The 12259-nt window shown below is 70.0% G+C and carries 10 protein-coding genes; 6 read left to right on the top strand and 4 right to left on the bottom strand.

Going from position 1 to position 12259, the window contains the following annotated elements:
• Positions 1 to 56 precede the first annotated feature (56 nt).
• Both AB0E94_RS45015 and AB0E94_RS45010 read right to left on the bottom strand, forming a co-directional pair.
• Positions 57 to 947 carry a dihydrodipicolinate synthase family protein gene (locus AB0E94_RS45015; RefSeq protein WP_360340183.1) on the bottom strand — a complete coding sequence of 297 codons (891 nt, stop codon included), beginning with the start codon at positions 945 to 947 and terminating at the stop codon, positions 57 to 59.
• 27 nt (positions 948 to 974) lie between these two features.
• The gene (locus tag AB0E94_RS45010) at positions 975 to 1748 is read right to left on the bottom strand and encodes an endonuclease/exonuclease/phosphatase family protein (protein ID WP_360340180.1); all 774 of its coding nucleotides are present in this window, start codon (positions 1746 to 1748) and stop codon (positions 975 to 977) included.
• A 116-nt stretch (positions 1749 to 1864) separates the two neighbouring features.
• Here AB0E94_RS45010 and AB0E94_RS45005 point away from each other — a divergent pair, with 116 nt between their 5' ends.
• A complete protein-coding gene (locus tag AB0E94_RS45005) occupies positions 1865 to 2626 on the top strand; it encodes a TSUP family transporter (protein WP_360340177.1) in 762 nt (253 codons plus the stop codon).
• Positions 2627 to 2645: 19 nt separating this feature from the next.
• Positions 2646 to 3119 carry a heme-degrading domain-containing protein gene (locus AB0E94_RS45000; RefSeq protein ID WP_360340174.1) on the top strand — a complete coding sequence of 158 codons (474 nt, stop codon included), beginning with the start codon at positions 2646 to 2648 and terminating at the stop codon, positions 3117 to 3119.
• A gap of 91 nt (positions 3120 to 3210) precedes the next feature.
• Here the strand turns inward: AB0E94_RS45000 and AB0E94_RS44995 are convergent, their stop codons facing one another.
• Positions 3211 to 4881, bottom strand: coding sequence for an FAD-binding dehydrogenase (locus tag AB0E94_RS44995; RefSeq protein WP_360340171.1), 1671 nt, complete (start codon positions 4879 to 4881; stop codon positions 3211 to 3213).
• Between the two features lie 139 nt (positions 4882 to 5020).
• Between AB0E94_RS44995 and AB0E94_RS44990 the strand changes: the two genes are divergently transcribed.
• The 4 genes from AB0E94_RS44990 (at position 5021) to AB0E94_RS44975 (ending at position 10286) form a co-directional block, all read left to right on the top strand.
• Positions 5021 to 6496 carry an IucA/IucC family protein gene (locus tag AB0E94_RS44990; protein ID WP_360340168.1) on the top strand — a complete coding sequence of 492 codons (1476 nt, stop codon included), beginning with the start codon at positions 5021 to 5023 and terminating at the stop codon, positions 6494 to 6496.
• A 22-nt stretch (positions 6497 to 6518) separates the two neighbouring features.
• Positions 6519 to 8057 carry an IucA/IucC family protein gene (locus AB0E94_RS44985; protein ID WP_360340165.1) on the top strand — a complete coding sequence of 513 codons (1539 nt, stop codon included), beginning with the start codon at positions 6519 to 6521 and terminating at the stop codon, positions 8055 to 8057.
• Complete coding sequence (locus tag AB0E94_RS44980) at positions 8050 to 9180, top strand: alanine racemase (RefSeq protein ID WP_360340162.1); 1131 nt, start codon at positions 8050 to 8052, stop codon at positions 9178 to 9180. The genes AB0E94_RS44985 and AB0E94_RS44980 overlap by 8 nt, the downstream gene beginning before the upstream one ends.
• A 530-nt stretch (positions 9181 to 9710) precedes the next feature.
• Positions 9711 to 10286, top strand: a complete 576-nt coding sequence (locus AB0E94_RS44975; RefSeq protein WP_360340159.1) for a hypothetical protein — start codon at positions 9711 to 9713, stop codon at positions 10284 to 10286.
• A 1277-nt stretch (positions 10287 to 11563) separates the two neighbouring features.
• Here the strand turns inward: AB0E94_RS44975 and AB0E94_RS44970 are convergent.
• Positions 11564 to 11995 (bottom strand): GNAT family N-acetyltransferase, encoded by a 432-nt coding sequence (locus AB0E94_RS44970; RefSeq protein WP_360340156.1) that lies wholly within the window; start codon positions 11993 to 11995, stop codon positions 11564 to 11566.
• Positions 11996 to 12259 lie beyond the last annotated feature (264 nt).

Raw genomic sequence — 12259 nt, 5'->3', positions numbered from 1 at the left:
GTTGAACTGCGCGATACAGGGCGGAAGTCCGCAAGATCGGCGGCGGTGGGCGGGTGTCAGGCGGGTGGGGTGGCGTCCACGGTCGCCAGGGCCCGCAGCACAGCGGTGTGGGTGGCCGCGTCCAGCGGCCGCAACGGCGACGGCAGACAGTCACGGCCGGTCAGGCCCAGGTGCTCGGCGATCGCCGCGACCACCCGCAGACTGCCGTGGGCGGCGAACAGTTCGAACAGCGGCCGCAGCCGGTCCGACGCTGCTTTCGCGACCGCCGGCGTGCCGGCCCGCACGATCGGCAGCGCCAGGTCGGGCAGCGTCCCGGCGATCACCGAATACCAGGCGTCGCAGCCGGCCCGCAACGACACCGCAGCAACCTGGTCACCGGACACCCCGATACTCACCTCCGGCGGCAGCAGCGTCCGCAGGGCACCGACCCGGTCACGGGCGATCGCCGGGTCGGCCGGCAGCGGCGGCACCTTGATCGACGCGACACCGGAAAGTTTCGCCACCGCCGCGTACAGATCATCGGTGAACGTGAACCCGGTGGTCCGCGGGTTGTCGTACACCACCAGCGGCACCGACAGCCGGGCAGTGACCTGCTCGAACAGGTGATACACCTCGTCGTCGGCCAGCGGCTGATACGACACCGGCGCCAGCAGCACCGCCGCGGCGCCGGCCTGCTGCGCGTCGTCGGCGTGTTCGAACACATGCCGGGTCCGTAACGCGCCGATCCCGGCGATCACCGGCGTGTCCCCGGCGTTCTGCACCGCCAGAGCGACGGCCCGGGCCCGTTCACCGCGGGTCAGGTAGGCGTAGGAGCCGGTGGAACCGAGCGCGCCGATGCTGTCGACGCCGGCGCCGGCCAGCCGGGTGATCAGTTTCGCGTAGGCGTGTTCGTCGAGGCGGTCGTCGTCGAGCGGGGTGAGCGGGAAGGCGCTCAGGCCGGTGAACACGGGTGTTCCTCCTTGTACGGCGGGGGGTCAGCGATCGAGACGTACCACCAGGGGCCGATGGTCGGACACGGCGACGGCCGGGGTGCGCACCTGCACGACCCGGCCCAGCGTGCCGGCGCCGCGCGGGTCGGCGAGCACATGATCAAGCTGCGTCTTCGGGGACTGATTGGGAAACGTCGCCGCACGGGCCAGGGGCCGCCAGCCGGTGAACGCCCGCACCGGCCCGGCCGGCATGTTCAGGTCACCGAGCAGCACCCGCGGTCCGGGCAGCCCCCGTAACGCACGGACCGCGGCCCGCAGCTGCCGCACGTTCCAGCCGGGCACGAACGACAGGTGCGTCGTCGCGACCGTCAACGGCCCGGCCGGGGTGTCCAGAACCGCGGCGAGCAGCACCCGCGGTTCGTCACGCAGCAGCAGCAGACCCCCGTCCGGCACGTACACCGGGGACCGCACCGGCGCGCCGGGCAGCTGGGTGATCTGCCACCGCTGCACCGGGAACCGGCTGACCAGGGCGATCCCGTACTGGGGGTGGCCGATGTCGGCGCCGGAATGCCACGGCTCCCACGTCTGCCCGGGCGTGCCGACCACCGCCGCGGCGAACCGGTGCACGCTCGCGCCGAGCGCGTCGGCGGCCAGCGCGGTCAGGTCGAGCAGCCCCGACCGCGGCTGCGCCCGGTCGACCTCCTGCAGCCCGAGGACGTCGGCGTCGAGGTCGGCGACGGCGGCGTGGATCCGGTCGGCGTGTACGGTGCCGTCCGACAGTGATCTGCCGTGCAGCAGGTTGAAGGTGGCCAGGCGCACGTGCCGACCCTAGCCAACCCGATGGAGGGCGTGTTGTTCAAGGCGTTGTTGTGCCTGTCGTTGCTGTTCGTGGCCGGCGCGCTGTTCGGGATCTGGCTGCAGAAACAGCGCCGCCGGTGATCGCCGCGCTGCTGGTGGCCGCACTGGCCGCGGGCTGGGTCGACGCGGTCGTCGGCGGCGGCGGGCTGCTGCTGCTTCCGGCGCTGCTGGTGGTGGCGCCGCAACTGGGCACCGCGACAGCGCTGGGCACCAACAAACTCGCCGCGATCTGCGGCACGTCCACCGCGGCGGTCGCCTACGCACGGCGTACCAAAATCGATTGGGCGGTGGCGGGCCCGGCCGCCGGACTGGCCCTGGTGTGCGCGGGATCGGGCGCCGCCCTGGCCGGATCGGTCCCGGCCGCCGCCTACCGGCCGGTGATCATCGGGGTGCTGGTGGCGGTGGCCGTGTTCGTGACCGTCCGCCCGCAGATGGGCCTGATCGAACAGCCACAGAAACGCACACTCGCCCGCCGGGGTGTGGTGGTCGGGGTCGCCGGCGCGCTGATCGGCCTGTACGACGGGCTGATCGGGCCGGGCACCGGCACGTTCCTGGTGCTGGCGTTCACCGCGATCGTCGGCGCTGATTTCGTGCACGGCTCGGCGATGGCGAAGATCGTCAACACCGCCACCAACCTGGGCGCGCTGGTGGTGTTCGCCGCGACCGGGCATGTGGCGTGGCTGCTGGGCGCGGCGATGGCGGTCTGCAACATTCTCGGGGCGATCCTCGGCGCCCGGATGGCCCTGAAACGGGGCGCCGGTTTCGTGCGGATCGTGCTGCTGGTGGTGGTGCTGGCGTTGATCGCCCGGCTCGGCTACCTGCACTGGACCGAAACCTGACAGGCGGCACAATGGCGGCATGAGCGAGGATCTGCCGAAACTGATCGCCACCATCGAGGATCAGGAACGCCGTCTGGTGTTCCCGAGTTTCACCGAGGCCGACGCGTGGGCGCTGGGCTGCCTGCTGGTCGATCTGGCCACCCAGCGGAGCCTGCCGGTGGCCGTCGACATCCGCCGCGGACAGCAGCAACTGTTCCACGCCGGGCTGGCCGGGTCGGTCGCCGACAACGACACCTGGATCGACCGGAAGGTCCGCGTCGTCTACCGCTACGGCGCGTCGTCGTTCCTGGTCGGGCGCCGGCTGGCCGCCAAAGGCCGCGAACTCGACGCCTCCCAGGGTGTCGACCCGGCCTCGTATGCGGCGCACGGCGGGGCGTTCCCGGTGCGGATCGCCGGCGCCGGGGTGATCGGTGTCGTGACGGTGTCGGGTCTGCCGCAGGCCGACGACCACGCCCTGGTCGTGGAGGCGATCGAAACGTTCCTGGCCCGCTGATCTCTGCTGTCGGCAGACTCTGCCGGGCGGTGCGCTGTGGCGCACCGCCCAGCCCGTCGTCGGCCTCGACCCCGCGGTGGAGGCGACCCTGCTACAGCTGGGCGGCGGCGTGCCGGCCCGCGGCACGCCCGGAGAACAGGCACCCGCCGAGGAACGTGCCTTCCAGAGCGTTGTAGCCGTGCACCCCGCCACCACCGAACCCGGCGACCTCACCGGCCGCATACAACCCGGAGATCGGCGTGCCGTCCAGGCCCAGAGCCCGCGAGTCGAGGTCGGTCTGCACCCCACCGAGAGTCTTCCGGGTCAGCACGTGCAGTTTCACCGCGATCAGCGGCCCGGCCGCCGGATCGAGCAGCCGATGCGGCGCCGACGTACGCCCGATCCGGTCACCGATGTACCGGCGCGAGTTGTGAATACCCTGGATCTGCGCGTCCTTGGTCACCTTGTTGGCGATCTGCGAATCCCGGGCCACCACCTGCGCCCGCACCGCCGCAGCGTCCAGCAGCGGCGTGTCGGTGAGCCGGTTCATACCCGCCACCAGCTCGTCCAGCCCCGCAGCGACCACGAAATCAGCGCCGTGCTGTTTGAACGCCTCCACCGGGCCGGGCGCGCCCTTACCGAACAGCCGCTGTTTGAGGAAACCGCGCCGGTCGGCGGCGGTGATGTCCGGGTTCTGCTCCGACCCGGACAACGCGAACTCCTTCTCGATGATCCGCTGCGTCAACACGAACCACGAATGGTCGTACCCGGCGATCTCCGGTGTGGTCCGCAGATACTCCAGCGTGCCGAGCGTGTCATAGGACGGGAAGTAGGGGGCCGGCAGCCGGCGGCCGAGCGCGTCCAGCCACAACGGCGACGGCGCCGACAGGATCCGGATACCGTGGCCCGGCCAGATCGGATTCCAGTTCTGCACACCCTCGGTGTAATGCCACATCCGGTCCCGGTTGACCAGCCGCACCCCGGCGTCCTCAGCGATCCGCAGCATCCGCCCGTCGACATACGCCGGCACCCCGGTCACCATCGTGCCCGGCGCGGTACCGAGCCGCTCCGGCCAGTACTGACGCACCAGGTCATGGTTGGCGCCGATCCCACCGGTCGTCACGATCACCGCCTGCGCCCGCATCTCGAAGTCACCGACCTCGTCACGGTTCGACGACACACCCCGCGCAGAATCATCAGGAGCCAACAGCTTCCCGCGTACGCCGACCGCCGCCCCACCCTCAATGATCAACTCGTCGACCCGGTGCCGGTGACAGAAATTCAGCAGCCCGTTCTCCGACGCCGACACCGCCGACGCCACGAACGGCGCCACCACCCCGGTCCCGGTCCCCCACGTGATGTGGAACCGCGGCACCGAATTCCCGTGCCCACCGGCCCGCAGATCACCACGCTCGGCCCAGCCCGCAAACGGCAGCCAGCTCATCCCCAGCGACGACAGCCACGCCCGTTTCTCCCCGGCCGCGAACTCCACATACGCCCGCGCCCACTTCACCGCCTGCGCATCCTCGTCACCGAGCCGGTCGAACCCGGCACTGTTGCTCCAGTCCGCCCACGCCAGCTCGACACTGTCCCTGATCCGGGCCCGTTTCTGCTCCGGACTACCGACGAAGAACAGCCCACCGAACGACCAGAACGCCTGCCCGCCCAAATTGGCGGCATTCTCCTGATCGAGCAGGGCAACCGTCCGCCCGGCCCGGGTGATCTCATGCGCGGCGGCCAGCCCGGCCAGCCCCGCCCCGACCACGATGACGTCGACGTCCACGGCCACTCCCCTCGGATGAATACGAGAATTTATCGGATTCGTGGCGGAGGGGAAACACAACCCACCACCACGATGTGACGCCGACCGCCCCCCACACTCCCCCCAGCGCACCACCCACCCCGACCGCAACAATGGAACCGTGCCGCACCCCACCGCCGAAACCGCCGGCACCCGCACCCAGATCGCCGCCATCCGCCCCGACCTGCTCGACCCCTACGACACCCAGCACCCCGCCGCCCGCGCCGCCATCCTCGGCCGCCTGCTGATCGCCATCGAAACCGAACCACTACCCGGCCTCACCCGCCGCCACCACCACAACGGCCACACCCACGTCCACTTCGGCGACACCCTCCTGACCTACCCCACCAGCGCCGCCACCCCATTCACCGCACCACCCGCCGGCCTGCACGTCACCATCGGCGGACGGCCAACCGACGACCCCGCCCACCTCGCCGCCGCCCTCTGGCCCGGCACCCCCCTCGCCGCCGAACTCGCCGGCAGCGTCGACAACCTCGCCCTCGCCCGCGCCGCCAACCCCACCCCGGCCTGGCCCACCCACCCCCAACCCGGACAGATCGAACAAACCCTCATCGACGGGCACCCCCTGCACCCCTGCTGCCGCACCCGCACCGGCATGACCGTCGCCGACCAACTCGCCTACGCCCCCGAACACCACCCCGTCATCACCCTCCGCCGGCTCCGCGTACCAGCCGACCGCTGGCACGGCACCGGCGAACCCGTCCTGCTCGCCCACCCCTGGCAAGCCGCACGCCTCCAAGACCAATACCCATGGCTCACCGACGACGGCACCACCGGACCGGTCCGGCCCCTCATGTCCCTGCGCACCGTCGCACCCCTCGACGGCGGACCCCACATCAAAACCGCCGTCGACATCCAGATGACCTCCGCCGTCCGCACCGTCTCCCCCGCCGCCGTCCACAACGGCCCCCTACTGTCCGCCCTCCTCCAGGACCTCACCCGCGACCTGCCGATCGACGTACTCGCCGAAACCACCGCCGGCGCCGTCATCACCGACCACGGACCCGACCGGCGCCTCGCCCACCTCATCCGCCAGCCAACCCCCGCCGACGCCGTCCCCCTCGGCATCCTCGCCGACAACCCACGGCGATTCGGAGACCCGTACCAAATCGTCAAAGACCTCGGGGTTGCCTTCTTCACCCCCCTCGCCCAGCTGCTCGACCGCGGCATCGCCCTCGAAGCACACGGCCAGAACAGCCTCGCCATCATCCGCGACGGCCGCATCACCCGCACCCTCTACCGCGACCTCGGCGGCATCCGCGTCCACCCCGCACGCCTGCGCACCGCCGGCTACGACACACCCACCCTGCACGGCGACCTACCCACCGACGACGACACCGAACTACGCACCAAACTCGCCGCCGCCGCCCTCGCCACCGTCGCCCGCCAGCTCATCACCAACGCCGACACCGACCCCGACCCCCTCTGGCGCCTCCTCGCCACCGCCCTCAAAAACCACCCCACCCTCCTCACCGCACCACTACCGGTCAAAGCCACCACCGCCATGCGACTGGCCACCGACCCACTCCACGACCAATGGACCCACCTGCCCAACCCCATGGCGGCGCACGCCTGAAACCACCGCGGAAGGACCCCCGATGATCCGCATCGCCACCAACGGCCGCCTCGCCACCGCCGCCGCCCACACCGAAGCCGCCCTCACCGTCCACGCCCCCCACCTCACCGACGCCTTCACCCACCACCTGCCCACCGCCGCCGACACCGTCGGCCGCCGCCTCCGCGCCGCCCTCGTCCGCGAAGACCTCACCCCCGAAACCCCCGGCGGCCGCCGCCACGCCTTCCACCGCGTCGAATACCCCGACGCCGGCGCCGCCGACCCCGTCGACCTGCTCACCGGCATCGACAACACCGGCACCTTCGCCGCCGAAATCCGCAACGCCGTCCTCAACCTCGCCATCGCCCTCGCCCGCGCCGACCACAACCTCCCCACCGGCAACGACCCCGACACCACCGCCGTACGCCTCGAACGCCTCGCCGTCGCCGGCCACAACCTGCACCCCTGCGGCCGCACCCGCCTCGGCTGGGACACCACCGACGTCCTCACCCACGACCTCGAAGCCGGCCACACCCGCATCCACTTCATCGCCGTCCGCGACGACACCCACCTCGGCGACGACCTCGGCACCTACCTCGGCATCGACCACGACGAACCCGGCTACCGCCTCCAACCCGTCCACGCCTGGCAACTCGACACCGTCCGCACCCGCTACGCCGACCAATTCACCGACGGCACCCTCCGCCACATCGACGGCCACCTCGACGCCATCCCCACCGCAGCCCTACGCACCCTGCTGCTCCCCGACGGCCGCTACCTCAAACTCAGCCTCGACATCCAGGTCACCTCCACCCGCCGCAGCATCAGCGTCGCCTCCACCCGCAACGGCCCCGCCCTCTCCACCCTGCTCACCCGGCTCATCACCGACGACGACCGCATCATCCTCATGACCGAACCCGCCGCCGCCGCCGTCCCCATCGGCACCGGCCGCGACCTCTCCGCCATCACCCGCACCGGCCTCACCGGACACCTCCACCCCGACGAAACCCCCATCCCCGGCGGCGCCCTACCCCTACTCCTCGCCGACCTCGTCGACCAGACCGGCGGCAACCCCGCCACCTGGCTCACCGACTACACCCGCCTGCTCCTGCCACCCCTGCTCCGCCTGCTCGGCCACGGCATCGCCCTCGAAGCCCACCTCCAGAACTGCATCCCCACCTTCACAAACGGCCACCCCCACCGCCTCGCCCTCCGCGACCTCGCCGGCCTACGCATCCACCCCGGCCGCCTCGCACAAGCCGGCCACACCATCGACCTCTGGCCCGGCTCCGTCATCACCACCACCGACACCGAAACCCTGCGCGCCAAACTCGGCTACACCGCACTCCAAGCCCACCTCGGCGAACTCGTCATCCGCCTCGCCGACACCCACAACCTCGACGAACAACTCGCCTGGCGCCTCATCCGCACCGTCATCGACGACACCCGCGACCACGGCCTCACCACCGACGACCACACCTGGCTCACCGCCCGCACCATCCCCCACAAAGCCCTCGTCCGCATGCGCCTCGCCGGCGCCGGCGACATCCACATCCCGGTCAGCAACCCCCTCCATGGCTGACCCCCGCATCACCACCGCGCTACGCCGCCTCCCCGCGCCACGCTGCGCCTACCTCTACGACACCACCGCCCTAAAAGCACGCGCCGCCACCCTAAGGGCAGCATTACCCCCCAAAACCACCATCTTGTACGCCGTAAAAGCCAACGGACACCCAGACGTCATCCACACCCTCGCGTCCGCATGCGACGGACTCGAAGTCGCCTCCGGAGGCGAACTCACCCTCGCCCAGCAAGCCGGCGCCCAACGCATCGCCTTCGGCGGCCCCGCCAAAACCGACACCGAACTCGCCGCAGCCCTCCACACCGGCGCCCTGCTCAACGTCGAAAGCCCCTACGAACTACAACGCCTCGCCGCCCTCGGCGCCACCACCGACATCTGCCTCCGCATCAACCGCACCGGCACCGCCCTCACCGGCAGCCACACCATGACCGGCACACCCACCCCCTTCGGCATCGACGAAAACCAACTCCCCACCGTCCTCGCCGACCTCCCACCCGGCCTCCGCGTCATCGGCTTCCACCTGCACGCCGTCTCCAACAACCTCGACGGCCACGCCCACGCCCGATTCCTCACCGACGCCATCGACTGGTCACAACGCACCGCCCACACCCACGACATCCCCCTGCGCATCGTCAACGCCGGCGGCGGCCTCGGCATCGACTACCTCACCGGCCACACCATCGACCTACGCCCACTCTCCACAGTCACCGTCCCCGACCACCTCGAACTCATCCTCGAACCAGGCCGCTACCTCACCGCCGACGCCGGCTGGTACGCCACCGAAGTCCTCGACCTCAAAACCACCCACGGCCGCACCTTCGCCATCCTCCGCGGCGGCACCCACCACTTCCGCCTACCCGCCGCCTGGGGCTACTCCCACCCCTTCACCGTCATCCCCATCGAACAATGGCCCCACCCCTACCCCCGCCTCACCGTCACCGACACCCACATCGACGCCGTCGGCGAACTCTGCACCCCCCGCGACGTCCTCACCCGCAACCAACACGTCCCCCGGCTCCGCACCGGCGACCTGCTCCTGTTCCCCCGCGCCGGCGCCTACGGCTACGACATCTCCCACCACGACTTCCTCCGCCACGACCCCCCAACCTTCATCACCCTCTAGCTCCGAAGTAGGCCCACCTTCTCCCGGCCACGACCGCTCCGCGCAGCGGAGCGACGGCGACGAACCCGGAAGTAGACCTACCTCCTCCCGGTCAGGGCCGCTCCGCGCAGAGGAGCGGCCCTGACCCACACACCACCAGCCGTCGCTCACCGACCCTTCGACACCCCGATACCCCACCTCAGCGACGGCCGGCCCGCCACCCGTCGCCACACACCACCGTGACCTGCGGGTATCCCACGACGGGCGAATCCACACTGCCTCGACCTCGACCAAAGCAGCCCACACACGCCCACCCCGGTCCAGCCCTCACCAACGAACCGCAACCCAACCCGCGCGGCATCGTGGGTCAAGACCGCCAGCCGTCGCTCACACGGCTTTCCCGGGGCCGATAACCACACTCAGCGACGGCTGGCGGGGTGAAACCTCCCCCTTCCGGGGCACCCCGACGAATTCGTCAGGGGACTCTCAGGGACGACCACCCGGGAACCACCGGAGGCGCCACCACCACGACCACCACAAGGATCGTCAATATGACGAAACTCCCGCTCGTGGCCGCGCCCCTCGCCATGACCGCCTACGGCATCACCCGCATCATCGGCCGCCTCGACGGCCGATACGGCCCAGGCCCCGACTGGCAGATCGCCCACCTACTCGGACTCACCGGCATGATCCTCTTCATCCCGGTGATCCTCACCCTCCGCCGACACATCACCACCGGCCGCAACCTCGTCACCGCCATCACCCTGCTCGGCCTCACCACCACCGTCATCCAGTTCACCGCCGACATCCTCCTGGCCCTCGCCGCCACCGACCGCGACGCCCTCCGCCGCCTCCAACAACAGGTCACCGACATCCCCGGCGCCCAACTCGCCATCTACGACGCCGGCCCACTGCTGTTCTTCCTCGGCATCGTCGCCATGGCCACCCTCGCCGCCATCACCCGCAACCTGACCTGGTGGAGCCCCGCCACCATGCTCATCGCCGTAGTGCTCCCCGCCGTCGACCTCAACCTCATGCCCCTCACCGGCCTGCTGATGCTCGCCGCCCTGCACCCCCTCCACACCACCACCCGAACCACCAAGCCCACCCTCACCCCGGCCCGATGACCGACACCCCCTCACCTGGTCCGATGACCGACCCGGGTGGCGTAACCTCCCCAGCGTCGCGGCAGCGAACCCAGACATCCGGCCACCCCAGCGGTGCGCCAGGAACCCCAAAACACCGCGCAGGTGGCCCCGGCGGTGCGAGGGAAACCCTAAAACGCCGCGGAAGCAGCCGTGCAGTGCCGCCGACCGCCCGGCCGGGCCCCGGAAACAGCCATACCGTGCCGCCGGCCGGTCGATGAGAGCCGGAAACAGCCATGCCGCGCCGCCGGCCCCGGGCCTCGGCAGCGGAAACCGGACCTCGATCAAGAGCCGGAGGCCCATGGGCGACTGTCAGCCGACGGTCACCACCACGTTCCACAGGTATACAGGCACCTCAATTGGCGTCACGGTTGACGACCAGCGCACACAATCACCGAACGCGTGCTCTCATCCACGTCCTGACGCGGACAGACGCACGCAATGCGCTGATCGTGTGCGTTCAACCGGCCAGGAACGACGGTGGACTCGCACGTTCACCGATTGTGTGAGCTGGTAGTCGCTGCAAACCGCCAGAACCATCGAACCGGCCCCGCGTCCACGATCCTTATCCGGCTGTCTCCGCATGGGCGGTTCACCACCGCGGATGCCGACCAACCCTCCGAATCGACGGCACCCGACGCACCCCTGCCCGCGCGAGAGCAGCGGCAACGACGCCTCGAACCCCGTCCAGCATTGCCAAGCAGGATCCGGATGCTCTGGGCGTACCCGATCAAAAGTATTTGCGTCTGTCGGCGAAGCCGGCTTTTTCGTGGGTTTGTAGTGCGGCTTGCCGCACTACGTCTAAGCCATCCTAGGATGAAAGGGGTGGCCAACCGGGCGCGGCATACGGGATACGAAGGCCGGGAACCTCTCCTAGCGATAGGTGGCCGACAACACCGAGCTGCGACACCTGGTCCCGCTCGCCGGTGCCGCCACGCCCTACGGCGCGGGCTTGCCCTCGGACCGAGCCTGTCCCGTGTCACCGAAGACCTCGTCGTTCTCGGTCGAGACCGCGCGGGCTCCCCAGCGGGCGCGAAGATCGGAACGTCCGAGCGCGACACTGTCCTCTCGGCGTGACACCGTCTTGCCGCCCAGGGCGGCGGATGTCGGTCCAGGAGGCACACTGCCGGTCCTGTCTTGATGCCCGAACGGTATTGCCCGAACGGTCTCTGCGAATCGGGTGCCGACAAAACCAGGGTTGTCGGCGAAGCCGTCGTTTGTGCTGTTGGTGCGGCTTGCCGCACACCGTCTGAGGCGTCCTAGGATAATAGGTTGGAAGGGTCGGGCATCGGCTTGCTGCACAGTACGTCCGGGTAGGACAGGTAACCGAGGCTTGCCCAGAAGCGCAGGCCGGCGTCGTTGTCCGGCATCACCAGCAGGTTGATCCGCGGGCAGCCGAGGGCTTGCAGGCGGCTCTCCAACTCGGCGACGAGTTGCGTGGCCACGCCCTGGCGGCGGTACCCGGGATGGACACCGAGCCGGAAGATCCAGCCCCGCCGGCCGTCGTAGGTGCCGAGCACGACACCGGACACGTCCTCCCCTGACTCCGGCTCGGCCACCAGGAAGAGCTCGGGGTCGCGTAGCAGCTTGGCCTCGAGTTCCGGCCGGGACAGCACACCGATGCCGGACGCCTCCCAGACCACGACGACCCGCTCATAGTCACCCCACCGGAACTGCCGGACGCCACCCATCCGACCTCCTCCCCATCGATCGACCCTCACCTGATTCGATCATGGACGGCCGGCGGGCATGTTCGAGACTCGCCGCACCCCCGCTAGGGCATCCTAGGATTCTAGCCTGATTGCCTCTTCTCGAGGAGCGGACTCAGCGAGCGCGGGCCGCGCCTCGGAGTGCTAGCGGAAACGCGAAAATCCTTGTCAGCGGACAGTTGAGTCCCGGCTCGCGGACACCGGAATTCTGCTGTCCGCCTACGACGAGATCAGAAGACCATCAGC

This window comes from Actinoplanes sp. NPDC026670 (assembly GCF_040638175.1).
Classification (GTDB): domain Bacteria; phylum Actinomycetota; class Actinomycetes; order Mycobacteriales; family Micromonosporaceae; genus Actinoplanes.
The sequence above is the reverse complement of the archived record's forward strand: the minus strand, read 5'-3'. Positions and strand labels throughout refer to the sequence as shown.